General features: G+C 62.4%; 22 protein-coding genes and 1 pseudogene. 8 read left to right on the plus strand and 15 right to left on the minus strand.

The window, feature by feature from the left end:
- Positions 1-208 precede the first annotated feature (208 nt).
- The 4 genes and pseudogenes from HMPREF3153_RS07795 to HMPREF3153_RS07810 all read right to left on the minus strand — a co-directional run.
- Positions 209-520 (minus strand): annotated as a pseudogene (locus tag HMPREF3153_RS07795) (TrmH family RNA methyltransferase); the annotation flags it as partial.
- Between the two features lie 140 nt (positions 521-660).
- Positions 661-1,143, minus strand: coding sequence for a 2-C-methyl-D-erythritol 2,4-cyclodiphosphate synthase (gene ispF, locus HMPREF3153_RS07800; RefSeq protein ID WP_046646057.1), 483 nt, complete (start codon positions 1,141-1,143; stop codon positions 661-663).
- Positions 1,140-1,856 carry a 2-C-methyl-D-erythritol 4-phosphate cytidylyltransferase gene (gene ispD / locus HMPREF3153_RS07805; RefSeq protein WP_046646058.1) on the minus strand — a complete coding sequence of 239 codons (717 nt, stop codon included), beginning with the start codon at positions 1,854-1,856 and terminating at the stop codon, positions 1,140-1,142. Before ispD ends, ispF begins: the two co-directional genes overlap by 4 nt.
- Positions 1,825-2,412, minus strand: a complete 588-nt coding sequence (locus tag HMPREF3153_RS07810) for a CarD family transcriptional regulator (RefSeq protein ID WP_046646059.1) — start codon at positions 2,410-2,412, stop codon at positions 1,825-1,827. The genes ispD and HMPREF3153_RS07810 overlap by 32 nt, the downstream gene beginning before the upstream one ends.
- A 218-nt stretch (positions 2,413-2,630) precedes the next feature.
- Here HMPREF3153_RS07810 and HMPREF3153_RS07815 point away from each other — a divergent pair, with 218 nt between their 5' ends.
- Together HMPREF3153_RS07815 and radA are read left to right on the plus strand one after the other, a co-directional pair.
- Positions 2,631-3,227, plus strand: coding sequence for a hypothetical protein (locus HMPREF3153_RS07815; RefSeq protein WP_049147057.1), 597 nt, complete (start codon positions 2,631-2,633; stop codon positions 3,225-3,227).
- A gap of 96 nt (positions 3,228-3,323) precedes the next feature.
- Positions 3,324-4,700 carry a DNA repair protein RadA gene (gene radA, locus HMPREF3153_RS07820; protein WP_070420504.1) on the plus strand — a complete coding sequence of 459 codons (1,377 nt, stop codon included), beginning with the start codon at positions 3,324-3,326 and terminating at the stop codon, positions 4,698-4,700.
- On the opposite strand, the gene HMPREF3153_RS07825 is transcribed toward radA, so the two are convergent.
- Complete coding sequence (locus HMPREF3153_RS07825; RefSeq protein ID WP_083280974.1) at positions 4,697-5,413, minus strand: hypothetical protein; 717 nt, start codon at positions 5,411-5,413, stop codon at positions 4,697-4,699. The genes radA and HMPREF3153_RS07825 overlap by 4 nt on opposite strands.
- Before the next feature lie 104 nt (positions 5,414-5,517).
- Complete coding sequence (locus HMPREF3153_RS07830) at positions 5,518-6,144, minus strand: carbonic anhydrase (protein ID WP_005529881.1); 627 nt, start codon at positions 6,142-6,144, stop codon at positions 5,518-5,520.
- Positions 6,145-6,191: 47 nt separating this feature from the next.
- Between HMPREF3153_RS07830 and HMPREF3153_RS07835 the strand changes: the two genes are divergently transcribed.
- A complete protein-coding gene (locus HMPREF3153_RS07835; protein WP_210385567.1) occupies positions 6,192-7,055 on the plus strand; it encodes an HhH-GPD family protein in 864 nt (287 codons plus the stop codon).
- Between the two features lie 6 nt (positions 7,056-7,061).
- Here HMPREF3153_RS07835 and HMPREF3153_RS07840 read toward each other — a convergent pair whose 3' ends face one another.
- Positions 7,062-8,330 (minus strand): threonine/serine exporter family protein, encoded by a 1,269-nt coding sequence (locus HMPREF3153_RS07840; RefSeq protein ID WP_049159911.1) that lies wholly within the window; start codon positions 8,328-8,330, stop codon positions 7,062-7,064.
- A 47-nt stretch (positions 8,331-8,377) separates the two neighbouring features.
- Positions 8,378-8,548, minus strand: coding sequence for a DUF4236 domain-containing protein (locus HMPREF3153_RS12475; protein WP_005529875.1), 171 nt, complete (start codon positions 8,546-8,548; stop codon positions 8,378-8,380).
- A gap of 52 nt (positions 8,549-8,600) precedes the next feature.
- Between HMPREF3153_RS12475 and HMPREF3153_RS07845 the strand changes: the two genes are divergently transcribed.
- Complete coding sequence (locus HMPREF3153_RS07845; protein WP_070420505.1) at positions 8,601-9,920, plus strand: lipase family protein; 1,320 nt, start codon at positions 8,601-8,603, stop codon at positions 9,918-9,920.
- A 205-nt stretch (positions 9,921-10,125) separates the two neighbouring features.
- On the opposite strand, the gene HMPREF3153_RS07850 is transcribed toward HMPREF3153_RS07845, so the two are convergent.
- Entirely contained in the window at positions 10,126-12,840 is a 2,715-nt protein-coding gene (locus HMPREF3153_RS07850; RefSeq protein WP_070420506.1) for an ATP-dependent Clp protease ATP-binding subunit, read from the minus strand.
- Positions 12,841-13,088: 248 nt separating this feature from the next.
- Here HMPREF3153_RS07850 and HMPREF3153_RS07855 point away from each other — a divergent pair, with 248 nt between their 5' ends.
- On the plus strand, positions 13,089-14,465 hold the full coding sequence (locus HMPREF3153_RS07855) for a hypothetical protein (protein WP_046646061.1): 1,377 nt from the start codon (positions 13,089-13,091) through the stop codon (positions 14,463-14,465).
- A 13-nt stretch (positions 14,466-14,478) separates the two neighbouring features.
- Entirely contained in the window at positions 14,479-15,105 is a 627-nt protein-coding gene (locus HMPREF3153_RS07860) for a hypothetical protein (RefSeq protein WP_046646062.1), read from the plus strand.
- On the opposite strand, the gene HMPREF3153_RS07865 is transcribed toward HMPREF3153_RS07860, so the two are convergent.
- Positions 15,102-16,535, minus strand: coding sequence for an MDR family MFS transporter (locus tag HMPREF3153_RS07865; RefSeq protein WP_046646063.1), 1,434 nt, complete (start codon positions 16,533-16,535; stop codon positions 15,102-15,104). The genes HMPREF3153_RS07860 and HMPREF3153_RS07865 overlap by 4 nt on opposite strands.
- A 54-nt stretch (positions 16,536-16,589) precedes the next feature.
- On the opposite strand from HMPREF3153_RS07865, the gene HMPREF3153_RS13140 reads away from it, so the two are divergent.
- Positions 16,590-16,712: a hypothetical protein gene (locus tag HMPREF3153_RS13140; RefSeq protein ID WP_256364737.1), complete on the plus strand. Its 123-nt coding sequence runs from the start codon at positions 16,590-16,592 to the stop codon at positions 16,710-16,712.
- A 6-nt stretch (positions 16,713-16,718) separates the two neighbouring features.
- Here the strand turns inward: HMPREF3153_RS13140 and lysS are convergent, their stop codons facing one another.
- Positions 16,719-18,296: a lysine--tRNA ligase gene (gene lysS / locus HMPREF3153_RS07870; protein WP_049151422.1), complete on the minus strand. Its 1,578-nt coding sequence runs from the start codon at positions 18,294-18,296 to the stop codon at positions 16,719-16,721.
- Between the two features lie 196 nt (positions 18,297-18,492).
- On the opposite strand from lysS, the gene HMPREF3153_RS07875 reads away from it, so the two are divergent.
- Positions 18,493-20,589 (plus strand): PhoX family protein, encoded by a 2,097-nt coding sequence (locus tag HMPREF3153_RS07875; RefSeq protein ID WP_070420507.1) that lies wholly within the window; start codon positions 18,493-18,495, stop codon positions 20,587-20,589.
- Between the two features lie 344 nt (positions 20,590-20,933).
- Here HMPREF3153_RS07875 and HMPREF3153_RS07880 read toward each other — a convergent pair whose 3' ends face one another.
- Genes HMPREF3153_RS07880 through HMPREF3153_RS07895 form a run of 4 tightly spaced genes read right to left on the minus strand, consistent with a single transcriptional unit; the run spans position 20,934 to position 24,227 of the window.
- Positions 20,934-21,854 carry a 2-dehydropantoate 2-reductase gene (locus HMPREF3153_RS07880; RefSeq protein ID WP_070420508.1) on the minus strand — a complete coding sequence of 307 codons (921 nt, stop codon included), beginning with the start codon at positions 21,852-21,854 and terminating at the stop codon, positions 20,934-20,936.
- 10 nt (positions 21,855-21,864) lie between these two features.
- Positions 21,865-22,632 (minus strand): pantoate--beta-alanine ligase, encoded by a 768-nt coding sequence (locus HMPREF3153_RS07885; protein WP_005529858.1) that lies wholly within the window; start codon positions 22,630-22,632, stop codon positions 21,865-21,867.
- Positions 22,629-23,309: a 6PGD fold domain-containing protein gene (locus tag HMPREF3153_RS07890; protein WP_083280975.1), complete on the minus strand. Its 681-nt coding sequence runs from the start codon at positions 23,307-23,309 to the stop codon at positions 22,629-22,631. The genes HMPREF3153_RS07885 and HMPREF3153_RS07890 overlap by 4 nt, the downstream gene beginning before the upstream one ends.
- Complete coding sequence (locus tag HMPREF3153_RS07895; RefSeq protein WP_070420561.1) at positions 23,310-24,227, minus strand: DUF6779 domain-containing protein; 918 nt, start codon at positions 24,225-24,227, stop codon at positions 23,310-23,312.
- Positions 24,228-24,241 lie beyond the last annotated feature (14 nt).

The following is a 24,241-nucleotide window of genomic DNA, read 5'->3' on the forward strand; positions in this document are numbered from 1 at the left end:
AGTTACCTTTCGCAGATTCATCAACTCCGCGCAAATACCCAGGCCTCGATCCGCAGCTCTCTGGTGGATTGCGGGGCGTCGGCAAGCGCGTGAAAATGCGAGCAGGAGGTCTGGTTTTCCAGGCCTGGGTATTTGCCCAAAAGCTAAAACCAGGCCGGGTAAAACAGCAAAAAGGCGCCGCACAACGCGACGCCCTCCAAATTACCTGTTACTTCGCCGCGCGACGCCGACGAGCGAACTCCGAAAGCACGGCACCGGCGGCGACGGAGGCGTTCAAGGACTCAACCCAGGCGGTCATCGGAATGGACACGATGACGTCGCAATTCTCGCGCACCAAGCGGGAGATGCCCTTTCTCTCAGAACCGATGACGATGACCACAGGGTCCTTGCCACCGGTGTAGGTGTCGAGCGTGTGCTCGCCGCCGGCGTCCAGGCCAACGACCTGGTAGCCGGCATTCTGGAATTCCTGCACCGTACGGGTCACGTTGGTCACGCGCGCCTTTCCCGGCAAATACCCAGCCCTGGAAACCAAGACCTCCTGTTCACTTTCTCCCACGCTTTCCGACGCCGCGCTTTTCACCAGGAATCTGCATTTCTAGGGCTGGGTATGTGCCAAAAGGAGAGGCTGCGGCGCAGGAACGCGCTGGGGCGACCCGGGAATTACTGTTTCCAGACCACCGCAGTGGCCACGGCTGCACGGCCCTCGGAGCGGCCGGTGAAACCCATGTGGTCGGTGGTGGTGGCAGAAACCGAGACGGGGGCGCCCAAGATCTCACTGAGCACGCGCTCTGCTTCCTCACGGCGCGGGCCCATCTTCGGTGACTGCCCCACCAATTGAGCGGCGGCGTTGCCGATGACAAAGCCATGGGATTCGAGCAGCTCACGGCACTCGCGCAGCAGGCGCTCGCCGGAGACATTGTCGTATTCTTTGCGACCCACACCCACAAACGAACCCAAGTCACCGAGGTTGGAGGCGGAAAGGAGGGCGTCGACAAGCGCGTGGCTCACCACATCGCCGTCGGAGTGGCCCTCGCAGCCGTCCACGCCTTCGAAGAGCAAGCCCGCGATCCAGCAGGGCTTGCCGGGCTCAATCTGGTGAGCGTCCGTGGCGATGCCAACGCGCGGGATGATCGGCTGGGTCATGAGTTCTCCTTGAGAATCGCGGTGGCCAGGGTGAGGTCCATGGGCGTGGTGATTTTCAGCGCTAACTGGTCGCCCGGCACGGTGGTCACGGGCACGCCGAACCATTCCATGAGGCTGGCGTCATCGGTGGCGATGAACTCCTGCTGCCCGGAGAAGTACTTTTCGTTGGCGCCGCGCAGCGTGGCCAAGTCGAAGCCTTGCGGGGTCTGCACGGCGCGCAGTGAGGAACGATCCGGAGTGGAGACAACACGCTCGGCGTCGACGATCTTGATGGTGTCGGAAACCGGCAGAACCGGGATGACGGCGGGAGCGCCGTCAAGGACGGTCTGGGCCACGCGCGCGATCATGGCTGGCGGGGTCAGGGCGCGGGCGGCGTCGTGGATGAGCACCACGGCGTCCTCTTCGTCAATGGCTTGCAGGCCGGCCCACACGGAGTCGGCGCGCTCGCCGCCGCCGTGGACGAAGGTGATGGGCAAGGGGGCGTCGGCAAGCAATGTTCGCGCGGTGTCTTCCATCGCCGGGGAGACGGTGACCACCGCGCGTTTGACCACGCCACTGTGCGCCATGGCTGCTACGGAGCGTTCCAGGAGCGTGCGTCCCTGGAGTTCAACGTATGCCTTGGGCACTTCCGCGCCGAGGCGAGTGCCCATTCCTGCTGCCGCGATGAGAGCGACAACGGGCTTATTCGTCTTCGTCGTCGAAGGAGAGGTCATCGAGATCGATGTCGTTGTCGATGTCGGTGGTGATGGACTTGTCCTCCACGATGCCCGCGGCGCGGTGGCGCTCGATGGTGGCGTCGATTTCCTCCATCATGGTGTCGGCCTTCTTCTCATCGACCGGGGAGGCCAACGCGAGCTCGCCCACGAGGATCTGACGGGCCTTGGCCAGCATGCGCTTCTCACCTGCGGACAGACCGCGGTCCTGGTCGCGGCGCCACAGGTCGCGAACAACCTCGGCAACCTTGTTGATGTCGCCGGAAGCCAGGCGCTCCTGGTTAGCCTTGTAGCGGCGGGACCAGTTGCCGGCCTCTTCAACGTCGATTTCACGCAGGACGGAGAATACCTTCTCGAGGCCTTCCTTACCCACGACGTCGCGAACGCCGACGAGCTCCACGTTCTTGGAAGGCACGCGAACCACAAGGTCAGACTGATTGATCTGGAGCACCAAGTACTCCAGGGTCTCGCCACCCATCTCGCGCTGCTCAATATCAGCAATCCTGGCAGCACCGTGGTGCGGGTAGACGACGACCTCTCCGACCTTAAATTCCATTGCCACTCCTTATTAAATGTTCGCGCCGCTAACGGCACACATACAGGGCAACAAGTTTAGCACGCGCCGCACAGCTGCTTGCCGACGCCCACGTCTACCCCCGTATTACCCCGCTTACTACCCAATTGGTTTTCACGAAACTGTGTACTCGGCACGGAAAGGTACTAGGCTAAAGCGTTGATAAGCTTTGTGATCGCAATCTATGGAGGACCCTCAAAGTGCAGCCATTGAAGACCGCCGCCCGTCGCGGTGCCATCATTTCCGTAACCGCCCTGTCTGCGCTGGCGCTGGCTTCCTGCTCTGCAGGCCACGTTACCCAGACTTCCGACAAGGTTGCGGCTGTCGACGGTTCCTCCGCTGCCACCGAGGACGGCGCAGTCGCAGTTCGCGACGTCACCATTCAGGTCGAACCGGACTCCGGCGAGACCTCCCTGAAGTTCGTAGCTGTTAACCAGGGCTACGAGGTTTCTGATATCACCCTCGAGTCCGTTTCCGTCGATGGCCAGGACGTTGACCTCGGCTCCGTTAAGCCAATGGCTCGCGACCAGTCCATCATCGCTGACTCCGCGGCTAACCTCAAGGAGCTCAAGAAGGACGAGAAGAACAAGAACGTCCAGTACGTTGAGACCACTCTGCAGAACGAGGACTACGGCTACGCAGGTTTCCGCCCGGTTACCTTCACCTTCAACAACGGCACCATCGAGGTAAACGCTGCTGTTTCCGCTTCCCCACTGAAGTCCGGTGAGTACAATCGCGACTCCAAGTCCACCGAGGGCTACACCACCGAGAAGCCTGAAGCTGGCCACCACCACTAAGGTTTAAGCTTTCGAAGCCCCGCACTTTCGAGTGCGGGGCTTTGCGTTTGGGGCGGGTAGGTACACGTGTCCGGTGGGTGTCCTAGAGTTACTGGCATGGCAAAGAAGTCCCGTCCCGTCCACACCTGTTCTGAGTGTGGCTACGTCTCCCCCAAGTGGCTTGGCCGCTGCCCAGATTGCGGCTCGTGGGGCACGCTCCAGGAGTCGGCGCCCGCGGCGTCGGCAGGCTCGGCGGCTTCGGCTGCCGTGACGGGGCAGATGGTCAAGGGGCTTACTCCCAGCAGCCCGGCGCAGCCCATCACCAAGATTGGGGCAAGCGCTACCAAGACCATTACCACCGGCATCGGGGAGTTGGACCGCGTGCTGGGAAAGGGCATTGTGCCGGGTTCGGTGGTGCTCATGGCGGGCGAGCCAGGCGTGGGTAAGTCCACGCTCTTGTTGGAGGTGGCCTCGCGTTGGGCGCAGCTAGACCGCAAGGCTCTCTACGTCACGGCGGAGGAATCCGCGGGCCAGGTGCGTGCGCGTGCCGAGCGCACCGACGCCCTGCATGACACGCTGTATCTCGCCGCAGAGTCGAACCTGGATGTAGTCTTCGGACACGTTGAGCAGCTCAAGCCCAGCCTCATCATCGTAGACTCGGTGCAGACCATGCACGCCGCGGGCGTCGAGGGCGTGGCCGGCGGCGTGGCACAGTCCCGGGCCGTGACCGCGGCTTTGACCACCTTAGCCAAGTCCACCGGCATTCCGGTTCTCTTGGTGGGCCACGTGACCAAAGACGGCAACGTGGCGGGCCCGCGCGTGCTGGAGCACCTTGTCGACGTCGTGCTCAACTTCGAAGGCGACCGCCAATCCAGCCTGCGCATGCTGCGCGGCATCAAGAACCGCTTCGGCGCTACCGATGAGGTGGGCTGCTTCGAGCAGACCTCCGGCGGCATCCGCGAGGTCGCTGATCCTTCCGGGCTCTTCCTCTCGCACCGCGGCAGCACGCCCGATGGCTCAGCGGTGACCGTGGCCATGGATGGCGTTCGCCCCATCCTGGCGGAGGTCCAGGCGCTGACCGTGGATCCTGTGGCCAAGAACCCACGCAGGGTGGTCACGGGCTTGGACTCCAACCGTGTACCGATGGTGCTAGCAGTGCTGCAGGCACGCGCGGGCCAGCGCACCAATGACAAGGACGCTTACGTTGCCACGGTGGGCGGCGTGCGCATTCAGGAGACAGCCACGGACCTCGCGGTGGCGCTAGCAACGTGGTCTTCGCTACACGAAAAGCCGCTGCCGGCTAAGACCGTGGTCATCGGCGAGGTGGGCCTGGCCGGCGAGCTGCGCCGAGTGCCAAACCTGGACCGTCGCCTCGCCGAAGCCGCGCGCTTGGGCTATAAAAACGCAATCGTCCCGGCTGGCAAGGTAGATGCCACCGGGATTCGGGTGCGTCAGGCTGCTACGCTCAGCGAGGCCATCGCACTGCTGAGCTAAGCGTCGTTCGCATCCACGAGGTTGAACGTCTGAGCCGGTGCTGCGTTATCGCCGATGACCACGTGCATGAAGTATCCGCCCACCGGCGAATCCTGACGGTCCACGCACTGGCCCGGCTGGGACATCTTGCGCGACCACACGGCTTCGAACTTGCGTGGCTCGCCCGGCTTGAAGGTCTGTGTCTTCCCCTCGACCGGCGGGTAGCAGTCGGTGTCGGTCCACATCTTCTGGTTGGTCTTCAAGTCATAGACTTCGAAGCGCATGGTGTCGGCTTCCAAATCAATGACACAGTCGACGGCCGTGGGGTTGTTGACCTCCATGTAGAAAGTCGGCTGCTCGCCCGGGCCATAGGTTGGCTTGCTGACAGAGCCCGTCAGTTGCAGGTCTGCAAGAGCGCACGTGTTTTTCTTCGGCTCCTCGCTCGGGTTGGTGGCCGATGCCGTGGCGCTGTCTGAGGCCGGCTGCGTGCTCGACTCCTTGGAGCTAGTCGCCTCGCTGGTCTTTTCCGCCTTCGAGGTGGCCTTCGTCTCCGGCGCCGCTGCGGAGCCACGTGCACTTGTCGAAGCCGCCGGAACCGATTCATCCGAGCCGCCAAACATCGAGGTCGCAGCCCACAAGAGCAGGCCCACGACAACCAGGAGTCCAATCAGCGCGGCCACTCGGCGGCGCATGTAGATCTCTTGGGGCAGCGGGTTGCGTCGGTTCTCAGTCACGTTCTTGATTTTAAGGGGCCACGCCCCTAACCTGCACTAACCCTCGCCGCGTGTCTGACTAAATGGCGGGACTCAACTGGGGAGAGAGCGAGTGCAGCACTAAGCTACTGCACACCGTGCAGTACTACGGTCTCCACACTGGAATCCTCCAGCAGATAGCGCAAGCCCACGACGCCGAGGGTTCCGGCGTCGAGAAGCCGGCGGGCCGCAGGCACATCCGCGATGATCTGTGAAACCGTCTGTGCAGTGTTCTCCCGCTCGAAATCCGGAGTGGAGTCGCGGCCCTCACGGCGCGACTGCAGCGCAGACGCAGCTACCTTCTCAATGATTGGGCGCTGCAGGCCGGTCGGCAGATTCATGTCGCCGTTGAGGAACGCGGAAGCCGCAGCAACCGCGCCGCAGGACTGGTGGCCCATGACCACGAGCAAGTTGGCGTTCAGATTCTCCAGGGCGTAATCCAACGAAGCCAGTACCGCGTTATCAAGGATGTGACCGGCGGTGCGGATGACGAAGGCGTCACCAAAGCCAATGTTGAATACGTGCTCAATAGGGGCGCGCGAGTCGGAGCACGAAAGCACGATGACGCGCGGATCCTGGCCCTTGGTGAGCCCGGCACGAATGTGGGCGTCATCGTTGACGGAGATGACGTTGCCGGTTACTAGGCGCTGGTTGCCCGCTTGCAGAGCTTCCCAAACCTTTTGTGGATCTTGTGGAACTTTAGAAAGTGGCATGTCACTAACTGTAGTCCCCTACCACCGCTGCCCTACACTGATTCCCGATGATTGATACCGCCGCCCTCCTCACATGGTTCGACTCCGCCGAACGCCCGCTGCCTTGGCGACGCCCCGGGACCTCCGCGTGGGGCGTTCTGCTCAGCGAGGTCATGAGCCAGCAAACGCCCGTCGCGCGTGTGGCTCCGGTATGGGAGGAATGGATGGAGCGCTGGCCCACCCCGGCGGACTTCGCCGCGGCCTCCCGCGCTGAGGTCCTGCGCGCTTGGGGCAAGCTCGGCTATCCCCGCCGCGCGCTGCGCTTATGGGAGTGCGCGCAGGAGATTGGTGAGGCTCCGGTGCCAAGCGACGTCGCCAAGCTGCTGGCCCTGCCCGGCATCGGCGAGTACACCGCGCGGGCCGTGGCGTGCTTCCATTACGGGCGCAACGTGCCGGTGGTGGACACCAACGTGCGCCGCGTCTACGCCCGCGCCGTGGATGGGCAGTTCCTCCAGCCGCAACCGTCCAAGAAGGAGTTGGCGCAGGTGGAGGAACTCCTACCCGCGGTAAATGGCCCACGCTTTTCCGCCGCGTTGATGGAGCTCGGGGCTCTCGTGTGCACGGCGAAGTCGCCGAAGTGCGAGGAGTGCCCGCTGCGCACGGGCTGCGCGTGGCAACTGGCGGGCTGCCCGCAGCCCAGCGAGGAGGAGCTCGCGCGCGCAAAGAAACGCATACAGAAGTTCAAGGGAACCGACCGCCAAGTGCGCGGGCTCATCCTCGACGTGCTGCGCGGGGCATCGGGGCCGGTGCCGCAAAGTTCCATCGACGTGGTGTGGCCTGACGCAGCGCAGCGTTCCAGGGCTTTGGCATCGCTGCTTAACGACGGCCTCGCGGAGCAAGATTCCCAGGGCCTGTTCCACTTGCCGGCTTAATACGCTCTAGTACCTAGAGTCGTGCGGCGGGCGGCTGAAGTCGATGAGTCTGCCAAGCGCCCAATCCCGGTCGGAGAGCAGGCGGGCAAAGACGAGGCCGCAACCGATGGACATGACGACCATCGTCGCGGTGGCGAGGTTCGAAAGCGACTGGTCCATGTTGCCCGCGTTAAGGTGGAATACCGCGCGGAACATCGCGGTGCCGGGAATCATGATGACAGCGGCGGGGACCGTGGTGGTAATGCGCGGCAGATGCATCTTGCGAGCCACCTGCGCGCCCAGCAGGCCGATGATGACGCCGCCCACGAATGCCGCGAAGTAGCTCGTGGTGCCCAGCGATAAAATGCCAAGGCGCGCCATGTTCGCCACCGTGCCCACGAGTGCCGCGGCCAGCACCATGCGGCGCGAGGAGTTAAACAGGAACGCAAAGCCGGCGATGCCTAAGAAGCTGGCGACTACCGCGGCGGCGTACCAGGTGGCGTCAGGAGCTGGGGCAGGCGGGATTGGGGTCAGTTCGGTGAACCAGCTGACCATGGCCACTGTGAACGTGGCCGCGATGATGACGGTGAGCGAGTAACTCAGGCGCGCCATGCCGGCGTCGAAGTCGAAACGGGCCAAATCGATGATGGCGGAGAACAACGGGAAACCTGGTATGAGGAATAGCACCGCCGCCACGTAGCCCGAAGAGAATTCGGCGGGATCCGCCCAGCCGATGAGCGCGAGGGCCTCCGTGGTGAGGAAGTAGACCATGCTCGAGACCGCACCGCCGGCAACGATGCAACCCAGCTGGTGCACATGCCTGTGATGCAAGGCCCAGCGGGTGAACTGCCCGCAGAACGCGGCCAAGGCAACCAGCAGCACTACATAAGACTGGAAGTAGTTAAGAACCGCGAAGGAAGCGCAGGCCACGCCCGCAGCGCTAGCCAGGACCCAGCCGTTCCAGCGCTTGACGACGTGCGATTCGATGTCGTCGAGGAAAGCATCGAGTTCCTCAGCGGTAATGCCGGCATACAGCCGATGGTGGGTGAGGTCCTCGAGGGCCTCGATGCGGGAGGCGTCGACAGCCGGCGAATGCTGCTGCGCCACCACCGTGCGAAATGCGCGGCCCTTGTGGAAGGTGCAGGTAATCTGCGTAACGCCCACGTTGGCGTCGAGCCGGTCAAAACCCAGGGCACGGGCCGCGCGCTTCATGCCGCGCAGCACGCGGTAGCCGGACGTACCTGCGCCCATGAGCAACATGCCCAAGCGCAGAATTACGTCGGCTTCGATGCCCATCCGGACATAGTCAGGAGTTGGCTCTCGCATGGCTAAAACGCTGGTCTTTAGCGCCAGCGACCCCGGAAGTTCAGGCCACCGGGCAGGTTGATCCACATGCCGCCGCGGGAATTGAAGGTCACGGGCCCAACTTTGGTGGACATGGATGCCCCGGAGCCGGAGATATTAATCCAGCTATTCTTGCCGGTTTTCTTGCGTGAACGGTATTGAATGCCCATGGTGACAAATTTTAGCGCACCCCCAGTTGCGCTGGCAGCTAGAGTTTAGTGCGTGAAGTTCCCTCGTCTCATCGCGGCCGCGGTACTCACCGCCGCCCTTAGCGTCCCCGTTCCTGCTGCACTCGGCGTCGAACCAGCGCAGGACACCTCCGACGTCACTGGCGTCGCCGCAGACACCGGTGCGGTCTCAGCGCCGGCGAATCCTGGCGTGAATGCGCCTGGCGCGGGCACCGTCATGGACTCTCGCCCTGCGAGCCATCCGGTAGCGCAGATGTCGTCTGCCACGGGTGCGCGCGCCACCACCTTCACTTACGGCTCGACCCGCTCCGATGGCGTGGCCACCCCGGTGACGGGAACCGTGTTTGAGCCGCAGCGCCCGTGGACTGGCAAGGGCGAGCGCCCCACCATCGTGTTCGCGCCGGGCACGCGCGGCCAGGGTGACCAGTGCGCGCCGTCGCGCTCCGGCAGCCAGGTGGGCAACCTGGCTTTTGGCCCAGCCGGCCAGCCCACGTTGAACATGAACTATGAGTACCCTTTCTTCCAGCAAGCCGCTGAGCACGGGATCCGCGTGGTGGTCACGGACTACATCGGGCTGGGCACGCCTGGGCACCACTCTTATGTCAACAACATTGAGCAAGCGCACGCGGTTCTCGACGCCGCCCGCGCCGGCCTTGCGCTCTCCGGCGCGCCTTTGACCTCCCCGGTGGGCTTTGCAGGCTACTCACAGGGCGGCGGCGCTGCTGCGGCCGCGGCGGAGTATGCGGCGCTCTATGCGCCCGAGCTCAACATCAAGGGAACCTACGCTGGCGCCCCGCCGGCTGACCTGCTCTCGGTGATGAACGCGGTGGACGGTTCGAGTATCGTCCACGTCTTGGGATACGCCATCAACGGCTTCGCGGAGCGCAGCCCGGAGTTTTATAACGCGATCATTCCGCAGTTCAACGAGCGCGGCATCCACTTCCTGCGTTCGGCCGCGGACGCCTGCATCGGTGATTCCATGGCCACTTGGGGCTTTACGCGCACCTCCCAACTAACCAAGACTGGTGAGTCCTTCGCCCACCTCGTTTCCCGCGAGCCGGCCGCCGCACGCGTGCTGGAGGAGCAAAAGCTGGGCAAACACCCGGTGACTGGCCCGATTCTGGTGGCCAACTCCCCTACCGATGACCTCATCCCTTACGAGCAGGCACGCACCATGGCTGGCCAGTACTGCCGCATGGGCGGCGCCGTCCAGTTTGAGGCGGCCCCGGCCGTCACCTTCATCAACGGTACGGGCCTGGGCCACGCTGGCCCGATGATGACTTCCGTACCGCGCGGCTTGGACTACTTGATGGCGCGTTTCAACGACGTCCCTGCTCCCACCAACTGCCTCTAGGTTCTGCTTTTTGTATCGCGTTCTTTCCCTTGCCCCTTGGGAAGTGGTGGCTTGGTCGGCGCCAGATGAGCCCAACTGCCAAATTGTGGGCGGAAATGTCTGATTTTTCGGCACAATTTGGCAATTAGGGCGGCTGCGCAGTTGGCTGCCCCGGGAAAACGACAAAGGTGCCGCCCGCAAAGGGCGGCACCACGTCTAGTTCAGCCTAGATAGGCTGGCCAGCACCGGCAGCTGGCGGGTTATCATCGTCGGTTGGGTCTGGCAAGACATCGCTGGTGATGGAATCAGGACTGTCGTTCTGCTCTGCCACGAGCTCCTCGTCAGCCTCGCGTACCTCGGCATCCTCGAGTTCCTCCTCGAACGTGCCCTCCGGCAACGGACGCGGGCGTGGGCTGAAGGTAAAGGTCGCAGAAGCGTTGTCCTTGGACTCGCCGTCCCAGTTCTCCACGTCAACGGTGATGATTTCACCAGCACCGATTTCACCGAAGAGGATCTTCTCGGAGAGCTGATCCTCAATCTCGCGCTGAATGGTACGGCGCAGCGGACGAGCACCCAAGACTGGATCGAATCCGCGCTTTGCCAGTAGATCCTTAGCTTTCTGGGTCAGCTCGATGCCCATGTCGCGCTCTGCCAGCTGCTTTTCCACACGGCCAATGAGCAGCTCGACCATCTCAACGATCTGCTCCTGAGTGAGCTGGTGGAAGACCACAATCTCGTCGATACGGTTGAGGAACTCTGGGCGGAAATGCTTCTTCAGCTCGTCGTTGACCTTATTCTTCATGCGCTCGTACTGAGCATCGCTATCCGTTTCGGAGGAACCGCTAAAGCCCAAGCCCACAGCCTTAGAGATATCTTGCGTACCCAGGTTTGAGGTGAAAATCAGGACCGTGTTCTTAAAGTCCACGATGCGACCCTGGCCGTCGGTAAGGCGGCCGTCCTCGAGAACCTGCAGCAAGGTGTTGTAAATCTCCTTGTGGGCCTTCTCAATCTCGTCGAAGAGAACCACGGAGAATGGCTTGCGGCGAACCTTCTCCGTCAGCTGGCCACCCTCTTCGTAGCCAACGTATCCCGGAGGGGCACCGAAGAGACGGGATGCGGTGAAGCGGTCGTGGAACTCGCCCATGTCGATCTGGATGAGGTCATCATCAGAGCCGAACAGGAAGTTAGCCAGGGACTTCGAAAGTTCCGTCTTACCAACACCGGACGGACCGGCGAAGATGAAGGAACCGGAAGGACGACGCGGGTCCTTGAGACCTGCGCGGGTACGGCGGATGGCGCGGGACACTGCCTTGACTGCCTCGTCCTGACCAATGATGCGCTTGTGCAGCTCATCTTCCATGTGCAGCAAGCGGGAAGATTCCTTCTCCGTCAGCTTGAGCACAGGGATGCCGGTCCAGTGTGCCAGGACCTCAGCGATTTGTTCCTCGCCGACCTCAGCGATTTCCTCGAGGTCGCCGGAGCGCCACTGCTTTTCCTTCTCAGCGCGCTCTTCACCGAGTTTGCGCTCCTTGTCGCGCAAGCCGGCTGCCTTCTCGAAGTCCTGGGCGTCGATAGCCGCTTCCTTCTCGCGGCGGACCTCAGCGATGCGGTCATCGACCTCACGCAGGCCTTCCGGAGCAGTCATGCGCTTAATGCGCATGCGGGCACCAGCCTCATCGAGGAGGTCAACGGCCTTATCCGGCAGGAAGCGGTCATTGATGTAGCGGTCAGACAGGGAGGCCGCAGCCTTCAGAGCCTCGTCAGTGTAAGAAACGCGGTGGTGTGCCTCGTACTTATCGCGCAGGCCCTTGAGGATGAGGATGGTGTCATCCAGGGAAGGCTCGTCGACCTTGACCGGCTGGAAACGACGCTCCAGCGCGGCATCCTTCTCAATATGCTTGCGGTACTCGTCCAAGGTGGTAGCACCGATGGTCTGGAGCTCACCGCGGGCCAACTTCGGCTTCAGCAGCGAAGCGGCGTCGATTGCGCCCTCTGCTGCACCTGCGCCAACCAGGGTGTGAATCTCATCGATAAACAGGATGATGTCACCGCGCTGGTTAATCTCCTTGAGGACCTTCTTCAGGCGTTCCTCGAAATCACCACGGTAGCGGGAACCCGCAACCAAAGAACCAAGGTCAAGCGAGTACAGCTGCTTGTCCTTGAGGGTCTCAGGGACTTTACCGTTAACGATGTCGAGAGCCAGGCCCTCCACAACTGCGGTCTTACCAACACCAGGCTCACCAATGAGAACCGGGTTGTTCTTGGTACGGCGGGAGAGCACCTGCATGATGCGCTCAATCTCGGAATCGCGGCCCACAACTGGATCGAGCTTGCCATCCTTGGCGGCCTGGGTCAGGTTGCGACCAAACTGGTCAAGAACCAAGGAATTGGAGCGCTCGCCCGCGCCGGACGGTGCGGTGCGGCCACCCAGGCCTGCGCCCGCGCCGGCACCAGCACCGACTGGCCCGCCCTGGGACTGGCCGTCGTTTTCACCATTGCCGCCCTCGTAACCAGACAACAGCTGGATAACCTGCTGACGAACGCGCGGCAGGTCAGCACCAAGCTTGATAAGTACCTGCGCTGCCACGCCCTCGCCCTCGCGGATGAGGCCCAGCAGCAGGAACTCAGTACCGATGTACTTGTGGCCCATCTGCAGGCCCTCACGTAGGGAAAGCTCCAGCACCTTCTTCGCGCGCGGTGTAAACGGAATGTGACCGGTGTGTGGCTGGGAGCCGTGACCGATAATTTCCTCTACTTCGCGGCGGACGTCCTCAAGCGAGATGCCCATGGACTCCAGTGCCTTGGCGGCAACGCCTTCACCCTCGTGGATGAGGCCGAGCAAAATGTGCTCGGTGCCGATGTAGTTGTGGTTGAGCATGCGTGCTTCCTCCTGCGCCAGGACGATGACGCGGCGGGCACGGTCGGTAAACCTCTCGAACATTGCCTTATACCTCTATGCTTTCGCTAATAATGTTTCACCCACTCTAACGCGCCGACTGGACATGCAATTCACGGTTTTTAGAACCAACTCTCCAGAAGGCACCTTTTCCCAGCTCAGGACACTGTACGCCGGTAGCGAACAGGCCTTTCAGAAGGTTTCTTTACACCTCGCTACTGGAGTTTGACTCGGTTGCCATTACTCTTAAATGCGAAAAGGCCCAAAACCATTATTCAAAAGGATGAATCCCTGTGAAAAAGCTCCCTGAGTTCTTCTCTACTCAGCATCAACTCCGTCAGCTTTCCATAATGGACGAATCCCCGGTCTCCACGCTTTTCGGTGTCGTGGACTCCTCTAATAAGCCAATGACGGTCGAGCTTTTTGAGGCCAACCACCGCGGTGCGGTTAAGCAAGCCTCCGCGCTTGCCGACGTCCACCATCGCTCCATCGCCCCGCTCGTCGGCACCGGAACCACAGAAAAGGGCCAGGACTTTCTGGTGCGCGCCGCACTTTCCGGCGAGCCACTTTCTACCTTCACCGGCTCTGGCCTAGGCGCGCAGCACCTCACCAAGACCGAGGCGCTTTCAGTTTTTACTCCTTTGTCCGAGGCAGTGGATTACCTGTTGCAGAACAACCAGACGGGCTTTGCCATGCATGCGCTGCATCCACGCCGCATCATGGTTACGGGTTCGCGCAGCAATGCGGTGCTGTGTGCGGCAGGCCCGGGCGTGGGCAACGTCACCGCTGAGCAGGTCACGCAGCGCTTTGCGGAGCTCATTAAGTCTGCACATCCGGAGTTCAAGCCAAATTCCCAGTTCAACTCAGCTGGCACGGTTATCGACGCCCTGCGTAACGCCTCTACTTCCACCGGCACCGCTGCAGCGGGAGCAGCTGGTGCCGCAGCCGCAGGTTTTGCTTCCCAGTTCGCCAGCCCGCAAGCTGCGGCACCCCGCGAGCAAACCCACCCGCAGACGCAGCCTCAGCCAGCGCAGCAGGCCCCGCAGCAGCAGATGCCACCGCAGTACATGCCGCAGCAGCAGCCGATGATGCAGCAAGGCCAGTACCAGCAGGGGTTCCAGCAAGGCCAGCCGCAGGGGCAGATGCAGGGCCAACCAAACGGTGCGGGATTTGCTGCACCGGTTGCAGAAAAGAAGTCCGGCTCTGGCAAGAAGACCGGCCTCATCGCGCTATGCGCCGCACTGGCAGTGGTCGTTCTCGCCGCCGCCGGCATCTTCTTCTTCAAGCAGTACCCGGGCTGGAACGATGATGAAAGCAACCTCGCAGAGGCCTACCCTGGACTGCTGGGCTCGCGCAGCGGCACCTCCGGCTACGGCGATACCAAGTGCCACCACCGCGAGCCGGAGGAAGGCCAGCTGGCGAAGATCACCTGTGAGGGCGACGACTTAAGCTATGCCGTCGCCTCCTACGAATCCGTGGAAGCCCGCGACGCCATCCTGCCTCCTGATCCAACCGAGCTTTCCAATGGCCAGTGCACCATCCAGAGCTTCGAAGCCCCGAACGCCGAGGAGCCGACCTATTACATGGCAGTACCTGGCACCCAGTCCGCCTTCATTATCTGGGGCACAGAGGCGGAAAACGCGCGCCTAAAGATGCAATTGTGCGCCTAAAGGAGCAGCGGCCATGGATAATTCGCAGGAAAACAAGAGCATCTACATCGCGATTGCCGTCGCAGTCCTAGCACTAATTGCACTGGTTGGCGGCAGTGTTCTGGCCATGCGAATGCTGGGCGGTGCCAAAGAAAATGCGCAGTCCCAGCTAGCCCCACTTGCCGAAGCCCCTGCAACTGGGAGCACCGCGCAAGAGGATGAGAATCCAGAAAACAGCCAACGCACTGAGAGCGAGAAATCTAAAGAAGCTGCAACCATGACCAAGACCGTGGAGCAGACGGTCACGCAGGAATACACGGCGCCTGCAACTAAAGATTCCAGCTCGGACTCACCTGCTGGATTTAATCCTTCCGCCGTTGCTTGCGACGGCCGCGGCGTGCTGATCGTCGATTCCGTCGTGGCCAACAGCCCCGCAGAGGCCCTTCCGCAAATCCAACGATCTGTTGCTAACAACCCCGGCGCGGAGTACTACAACCCGGGAATCTGCCCGTCGCTACGCGGCGAGGTAGCAGAGGGCAAGGTCTACCCGGTGGTCATCGACTATGGCTTCGACACCGATGCGCTGTGCTACGCTGCTTCCCGCCTGGGTGGCAACCCGCGTATCCTCTCCACCCGCGCAGAGTTCCTCTCCCCCTGTTAGTCCTGCGGAACCGGACGCAGCAGCGGCGCCAGCACGAGCACCACAATCGACGCCGCGCCGGCGAACAGGAAAGCCCAGTGGGCGCCCTGCGCGATCGCGGCGGCCTCGTCCATTCCCGACTGCATGCCGGCCACGGTGCCACGAGTCAGGAATACAACCAAGAAAGCTGTTCCCGTCGCGCCCGCGAGCTGCTGCAGGGTGTTCATGATCGCCGAGCCATGCGAGTAAAGCTCATGCGGCAGCGAAGACAAAGCCGTGGTCATCAGCGGCGTCATCATCAAACCCATGCCCAAGGCAAAGGTGACGTGCATGGCAACAACCATCCACACCTGGGAATCGGCGTCGAGAGTCGCCATCAAGCCCAGGCCCGCAACCAGCAGGATAGCGCCCGGAATCATCAGCGGCCGCGGACCACGCGCGTCAAAAATACGGCCCACGAACGGAGAGATGATGCCCTGCAACAAACCGCCGGGCATCACCACAAGGCCCGTCACTAGGGCGGAAACACCCACGGAGGTCTGGAGGTAAATAGGCAGCACCGTCACTGAGCCCAGCATCAGACCGAATGAGATGAGCATGATGGCCACCGCGATGGTGTAGTTGCGCACGCGGAACGGGCGCAGATCCAACAGCGCACGATTATCCTTTGCCAGGCTCATCTGACGGCGGGTGAAGATGATGAGCGCTACGACGCCGACCACCGAAACGATGATCTCCACCATGCCCTTTCCTTCGAGCATCTTCTCGATGGAGGAAAGGCCATACACCAAACCTCCGAAAGCTAGGACCGAAAGTACTACAGAAAATGGATCCAACGGGGTGTTGCGGTTCTCGCCCACGTTAACCAGCTTGATCGCACCGGCAAACAGAATGAAAGCCACCAAGGGAACCATTGCCCAGAAGATGAAGTGCCAGCTCAAGGCATTGAGGATTGCGCCACCAACCGTCGGACCTAGGGCTGGTGCAACCGAGATGACAATAGAGATAATTCCCATTACTGAGCCACGTCGCTGTGGTGGCACTAGCGTCATCGCTACTGTCATCAGCGTCGGAATCATCAATGCTGTGCCGGCAGCCTGCACCACGCGGCCAGCAAGCAAGACGATGAAGACTGGTGCCAGCGCTGCAATGACTGTACCGGCAAGAAACATCCCGGTAGAGGCGAGGAAAATCTGGCGAGTTGTGAAACGCTCGAGCAAGAAACCCGTCGTCGGGATAGTCACGCCCATGGTGAGCATGAAACCGGTAGTCAACCACTGCGCAGAGGTGGCAGGAATACTGAAGTCCGCCATGATCGCGGGCAAGGCGACAGACAAGGAAGTCTCATTGAGAATCATGATCATGGCCCCTAGGACCAAAATCGAGAGGTTGATAACTACGTCGCGGGACAGACGATTCGAACTAGCTGCATTATTAGATTCTTGAGACACGAAGTGTCACGTTAGGTGACACGCCCGCCACTTCGTAAGTTCAAGATCGGGTTTGTGAGCAAAGACACTTCCAACTCCGGTGACCTCACCGGCTTTTACCCCGCCGACAAGCACACCGACTATGCCGTCTTTTATCGGGGTAACTCGGAATCCGCAGCCGAGATTCCAACCTGCTAAGGCCGTCTACTTTTCCGGTTTCACGATTGGGAAGAGGACCGTCTCGCGAATACCCAGGCCGGTCAGGGCCATGAGCAGGCGGTCCATGCCCATGCCGGTACCGGCTGTCGGAGGCATGCCCTGCTCCATGGCGGCCAGGAAGTCCTCGTCGAGCACCATGGCTTCATCGTCGCCGCCGGCGGCCAGACGAGCCTGATCCTCGAAGCGCTCGCGCTGGATGACCGGGTCAACCAGCTCGGAGTAGCCGGTGGCCAGCTCGAAGCCACGGACGTAGAGGTCCCACTTCTCGGTAACGCCCGGGATGGAGCGGTGCTGGCGGGTCAGCGGGGAGGTCTCGACCGGGAAATTCTTGACGAAGATTGGGCCTTCGAGCTGATCCTCGCAGAGCACCTCCCAGATCTCCTCAACGAGCTTGCCGTGGCCCCAGCCGCCGTTCTTCGGGACGTCGAGGCCGATGACGTCGGCGATGCCCTTGAGGGTCTCAACGTCGGTGTCGATAGTGACCTCAGGCTGGCCTGGGAACTTGCGCTGCAGGGCCTCGTTGAGGGACGGGTACATTTCGATCTCCGGCCACTCTTCGCCGCCGAAGTCGTACTCGGTACCGTCGGCCAAGGTGACCTTGTGGGAACCGAAGACCGCCTGAGCAACCGCCTGGATGGACTCGCGGGTGGTGCGGGCGCAGTCGTTGTAGTCGCCCCATGCGGCGTAGGTCTCGAGCATGGCGAACTCTGGGGAGTGCGAGCGGTCGACACCCTCGTTGCGGAAGTTACGGTTAATCTCGAAGACGCGGTCAATGCCGCCGACGACGGCGCGCTTCAAGTACAACTCCGGCGCGATACGCAGGTAGAGGTCAATGTCGAGCGCGTTGGAGTGGGTGACGAACGGGCGAGCAGCCGCGCCACCGTGCAGGGTCTGCAGCATCGGGGTCTCGATCTCCACGAAACCCTGGTCCTCCAGGTAGTTGCGCAGGGCGCGCATGACCTTCACGCGGGTCATCGCGTTCTTGCGGGCCTCTTCGCGCACGATGAGGTCGTTGTAGCGCTGGCGCACGCGGGTCTCTTCATTCATGTCCGCGAAGGCAACCGGCAACGGGCGCAGCGACTTTGCGGCCATGGTCCACTTGGTAGCCATGATGGACAGCTCGCCGCGGCGAGAAGCGATGACGCGGCCGCGCACGGAGATAAAGTCACCCAGGTCCACGTCGGACTTCCAGGCAGCGAGCTGCTCCTCGCCGACCTCAGCCAAGGAAAGCATTGCCTGCACCTGGGTGCCGTCGCCGTCCTGCAGGGTGGCAAAGCACAGCTTGCCGGTGTTGCGCATGAAGATGAGGCGGCCGGCGATGGCGTGCTCAGTATCAGTCTCCTCGCCCGCGGTGAGGTAGGTAACGCCTTCCTCGGTTCCAGGCTCCTCGCCTTCAGCAACGACCTGGAACTCGTGGCGCAGGTCGCGCATGGAGATCGTACGGTCGACGGTTACTGGATAGGCCTCAACGCCGGAGTCCAGCAGGCGCTCGCGCTTTTCTCGGCGGATGCGCAGCTGCTCGGGTACGTCGTTTACTTCGGGGGAATTCTTCTGCTCACTCACGCTGACAAGAATAGCCCATAGCAAGGTGAGGTCCTATGTTGAGGAGATGGCTTTCGGTGGGGCGTCGTCAAGCGCGCGGCGCACACCCCTTAACGAATAGTTCATTCAAATGACATTCCGAGTACATAGCCTTGTCATATTCATGGACTTACATAGCTCCTTGGCAAAATCCCCCCATGACCTAGGAGCACTCAGCATGGCACTACTCGGTAAGAATCTACTTCCTTCCCGTTTTACTTCCTCCCGTTCAAGCCTTACCTGCACCTATAAGTGCGGCAACGCCTGCTTGGGTGAATGCGAAAACACCTCTGATAACGAATACTTCGGCGACCAAATCTCCCGCCGCACCGCCCTGCGCGCCGGCGGCCTGACCGTGGTCGCCGTCGGCGGCTCCGCGGCGCTTGCAGCGTGCTCGCCTTCCTCCACCGATTCTGCTGCTGGCTCCTCCACCGCTGCGGGCGGCGGCAAGACTTCCGACGCCAAGGTGGAGTTGACCTCCGCACAGGGCATGCTTTTCGACGCCGTCCAGCCCAACACCAAGGACGAGGTCGTCATCCCTGCCGGCTACGAGCAGTCCGTGCTCATCGCATGGGGCGACCCAGTCATCGAGGGTGCTCCAAAGTTCGACGTCAACAAGCAGACCGCAGCCGATGCCGAGAAGCAGTTCGGCTTCAACAACGACTTCGCGGGCCTCATCGAGCACCCTTCCGACGACTCCCGCATGGTCTACATGTGCTCCCACGAGTACACCACCGAGCCGATGATGTTCCCGAACTACGACGCGGACAACCCTACAGAAGAGCAGGTCAAGATCGGCTGGGCTGGCCACGGCCACACCATTCTGGAGGTCTCCAAGGTCGAGGGCACCGGTGAGCTCAAGCGCGAGTTCGGCCCACTCAACCGCCGCATCACCGCCACGACCCCGTTTAAGCTCGTCGGCCCGGCGAAGGGCAGCAGCCTGGTCAAGACCACGGCCGATCCCAAGGGCGAGACCGTCCTGGGCACCCTGAACAACTGCTCCGGTGGCGTGACCCCGTGGAACACCATGCTCTCCGGCGAGGAGAACTTTGACCAGTACTTCGCTGCTGGCGACATCAAAGATGAGAAAGCCAAGAAGTCCCTCGAGCGCTTCGGCATCAAAGACAAAGAGACCGACCGCAAGTGGGAGCGCTTCGACGACCGCTTCGACTGCTCCAAGGAGCCGAACGAGCCGAACCGCTTCGGCTGGGTCGTTGAGATCAACCCGCTGGATCCGAAATCCACGCCGATCAAGCACACCGCCCTCGGCCGCTTCAAGCACGAGGCCGGCAACATTCACATCGCTGAGGACGGCACCGTCGTGTGCTACTCCGGCGACGACTCCCGCTTCGAGTACATCTACAAGTTCATCTCCACCAAGAAGTTTGAGGAGGGCAACCTCGAGCACAACCTTTCCATACTGGACCACGGCACCCTGTACGTGGCGGTCCTCGAGGGCAACTCGCCTGCCGAGGAAATCGACGGCTCCGGCGTCCTGCCGGAGGACGGCAAGTTCGACGGTAAGGGCAAGTGGGTCAAGCTGCTGACTTCCGACACCGAGAACAACAAGTTTACCTCCCACGTTGACGGCTTCAGCGCCGAAGAGGTCGCCGTATTTACCCGCGAGGCCGCCGACAAGGTGGGCGCCACCAAGATGGACCGCCCCGAGGATGTCCAGGTCCACCCGGATAGCCACAAGGTCTACGTTGCCCTGACTAACAACTCCTACCGCGGGGCCACCGGCGAGAACGCCAAGAAGAACAAGGAAGATGTCAAGGAATGGGCTCCCGTGAAGGAGAACAAGAACGGCATGGTCATGGAAATCGAGGACGACCACGCGGGCGAGGAATTCACCTGGAACCTCTTCCTGGTCTGCGGCGATCCGAAGGTGGCTAACACCTACTTCGGCGGCTTCGACAAGTCCAAGGTTTCCCCAATCTCCTGCCCGGATAACCTGGCCTTCGACAACCACGGCAACCTGTGGATTTCCACCGACGGCAACGCGCTGGACTCCAACGACGGCCTCTACGCCGTGACCACCGAGGGCGAGACCCGCGGCGAGCTCAAGTGCTTCCTCACCGTGCCGGCTGGCGCGGAGACCTGCGGCCCCATCGTGGACGACGACCGAGTGATGGTCAACGTCCAGCACCCAGGCGAAGCTGACGACGCCACCTTCGAGGCCGCCACCTCGCACTGGCCTGACGGTGGCAAGTCCACCCCACGCCCGGCAGTGGTTGTGGTGTGGAAGAAGGACGGCAAAATTGGCGTCAACTAGGAGCTGCTAGCCCGGCTTCGCACCGCGTCCTCACCACTTGCGCAGCGTCCTCACCATTTGGACACCGCGAACCTAAATGGTGAGGACGCAATGGTGAGGTCACCCAACAATAATCACACTGGCCAACACACGTCTCAGTGGTTATGGGGTGACCTCACCATTTGCATTTGTGGCGCGCACTACCTCGCCGCTACTCCACCACTTTCCATTTACCCAGGCCTGGTTACCAAGACCTCAAGGTCGCGGTCCGACCGCGAATAGTAACAGCGCACCGCGAACAGGAGGTCTGGGTTTCCAGGGGTGCAATTCCAGGCTTGGGTATTTGCTTACTGAGGGCGGGCGCGCTAGTTGCGGAGCTGGGCCTCCAACACGTCCTGAGCAAAGTCGAAGAGCGGGGTCACAACTCCAGCGCGCTGGCCCATGCGGCGAATGGCGCCCACCTGCACGTCGAGTTCGTTAGGCAGGCGATCCTTGATGTCGCGCTGCATGGAAGAGGTGGCCTCCGGGTATTGCTGGCGGGCAAAGCCCATGGTTTCTTCGACCACCTTCTCTGGCAGCTCCACGCCCATGGCGCGGCCCACGTTCTCCACCTCGCGCATAAACGCCTCCAGCTGCTCGGGAATCTCTTTGCAGAGATAGCCGATCGGCTTATCCACCAGCGCGCCCAGCGTTCCTGTGGTGGTCACAAACATTGCCTTGGCCCACACATCCACCAACGGTGTGGGGTGGAACTTGCCGCGGGCGCCGGCGTCGTTGAGGGCGCTGGCAAGCGCTTGGCCCTGCGGCAGCGTACCCGGCACCATCGGCCCAAACGCCAGCGACAGCGGACCGGGATTGCGCTTGACCTTCGCCGCACCCAAGCGGGTGGCGTACACGCGGGCGACGCCGGCCAGAACATTCTCCTCCCCGAACAGATCCGCGGCAAGGTAGGGAATCTCCACGGAGTTGTGGGTCGTCACCACGGGAATCCCCGCCAATGACTCCGGGTCCGGGCCGAAAGTCGCGTTACCCGGTAGCGCCTTCGAGGCGATAATCGCCACGTCGAGCCCGCCAAGCAGATCCTTGAGTTCCGCGAAGGTCTCCGCCACCAGCAGGCCGGGGAGGATAGTTTCTTTGTCGTCGGCGTCGATAAGCGTCAGACCCGTGGTGCGCAGCGTCTGCAGCGTCTCGCCCCGGGCCACAAAGCCCACCTCATGGCCTGCCTGCGCGAGAATGCCGCCAAAATATCCACCGATGGCGCCCGCGCCAAGGAATCCAATCTTCATGGATTCCAGACTAGCTGTCTTGATTGTCCAAATTGCGGAAACCGATACCCAGCGGCAGGCCCACGCTGTCAATCAAGCGCACTCCACCCAGGGTGGCGGCGACGAAAAGGCGCGCGTCCCCCTCCGCGGGCGGCTCGCCGAGGTCGCGTCCACGCAGCTCCAGGTACTCCGGCTCCACGCCCGCGGCGCTCAGCACCTCGCTGGCGACCTCCAGCACCTTCTCGGCGCCCGCCTCCGCGGCATAAGCACCGGCGGTCAGGGCGGCGGACAGGGCGCTCGCCTGCTCGCGGGCTTCCGGCGCCACGTCGGCATTGCGCAGGCTCATCACCACGCCGTCCGCCATGCGCACGGCCGGCACGCCCTGCACGCGCACGCCAAGGTGCAGGTCCGTACACGCCTGCTGCGTGGCCACGAGGAGCTCGTAGTCCTTCTCGCCCATGACGACGTCGCTTGGCGCAAGTGCACCGATGAGCCCCACGATGCGGGTCAGTTCTGCGCTCACGTCCTCCATGCCGTGAAATTGCGGGACGACGCGTGTGCGCTCGGGCGTAGCGGGGGCATGCCAGACGACGTCCACTTCCCCCAGCACATCCACATCGGTAAGGTCGCTGAGCGCGACGACCACAACGGCACCGCGGATGCGACGGGCGGCCTGAATGAGGGCGAGGTGGCCCGCGTGCACGCCCTTGCCCAGCGGCACGAGAACGACGCGGCGGCCGGTCTTGCGGTAGGCGCTGCCCACCATGCGGATGCGGTCAATGTCCTCGACGACGTTCATCGGGTTTCCTCCTGTAGTGCCCACATTTCTAGTTCTTCGCGGTGATAGACCTCGCCCATGCGGCGGGCGGCTTCGAGGTAGGCGCGGCGCATGCCGGGCTCCTCGAGGCTGCGGAACGCGGCGATGACCTCGGAGCTTTCGAGTGCCGTCAGTGCGTCGCCGTGGGCGGCCGTGACATCGGCCCCGTCGCCAAAGACGTCCGCGTTGGCGTCAACCGCGAGAAGAGTCAGCATTTGGGCATAGTACACGCGGGCGGCGAGGGCGGGCCTTTCGATATCGCTAAACGACGCCGCCGTGAACTGCGCCTCCCCCAAGACCAGCTCGGCGACGGTCTCCCCTAGCTCGTCGACAGTGGTCACTGCCCAGCGCTCCGCCGAGTATGGGGCGACTGCGGCCACGACGCAGCCCTTGGTCTCTAGCGGGTCAAGCACCTGCACGCCGCGGGAGAGGCAAGTGTGGAAGACGATGAGACCTTTGTGCACGTAGCCCTCGAGAAGGTCCACTGCCTGTGCAAGGCGCGCGTCCCCGACAGCGACGATGAGGGCCTGGTAGTTGCCCAGTTCGCTAAGGTCGCTAAGCGCCTCGACGGTGTGGCCCGCCGTTCGCATTTCGACGGCGAGCAAACGGCCGGCATTAGACGTGCCGAAGACCGCCACGCGCATCCGCGGGGCGCGCATCTACTTCTTCTTTTTCATCGCCGCCATGAGCTCCGCCACGGAGACAGCGCCCTCGCGCCGCTCGTCGCTGCGGCGGCGTCCACGGGACTCGGTCTGCTCTGGGGCGCGGTGCTTATGGCTCGCTGGCTTAGGCTGCTGGCTTTCCGACGTCGCTTGCTGCCAACTGCGCTGCGGCGCGGGCGCTTCCGGCTTAGCGTGGGTGGACTGCTGGCCGTCCCAGCGGACGGTTTGGAAGGAAGCAGTGTCGAATGTGGACTGCGGCGAGACCTGCGCGGACTGGCCCGCCGGGAAGTGCTGCTTCGGCGCGGTCTGGGGCGGCACCGGCTGCTGGGCGGGCGCCTTTTGTTCATTTCGCTGCTGGACTCGCTGCGCGATGATGTCGTCAAGCGGATTGTGCTGCGGCGTGCGCGGCGCGGATGGCTGCGAGCCAAGGCGACCAGCGACGGCGTCGGCAGTAGGTGCGCCCTTGGAAGCCTGGGTGAAGTTGACCTCCGGCTCGCGGGTCTTTTCCTCCAGCTCCATGATGCGGCGGGCCTCTGCGTGCAGCGCGGCCGGCTCATAAGTGAACTCGCGGCCAGACAGCTCCTCGATCTGGGCGCGAATGGAGGACAGCTCGCGGCGGATCTCCTCCATGATGTCGGAGTCCTGCTGCACCGGCGCAGGCTGACGTGAGCGCTCCGCCTCCAGCAACGCCGCAGACTCGGCTGCCTCGCGGCGGTAACGAACCACCAAGAAGAAGCCCAAGACCGCAGCCCACAACGCCGCGATGAGCGCCAGCTTCAATGCGCTCGCAGAACCCGAAATCAGCATGACCATGCTAGCGATGACGGCCAGAATCACTAGGACAATGAGTCCGATAGAACCAGCATCTGCCTTCTTCGGCGCGGAATTTATAGCATTAGGGTTCGGAGCAGTCATGCCCACTAATCTAC

Source organism: Corynebacterium sp. HMSC06C06 (genome assembly GCF_001807295.1).
Taxonomy (GTDB): Bacteria; Actinomycetota; Actinomycetes; order Mycobacteriales; family Mycobacteriaceae; genus Corynebacterium; species Corynebacterium striatum.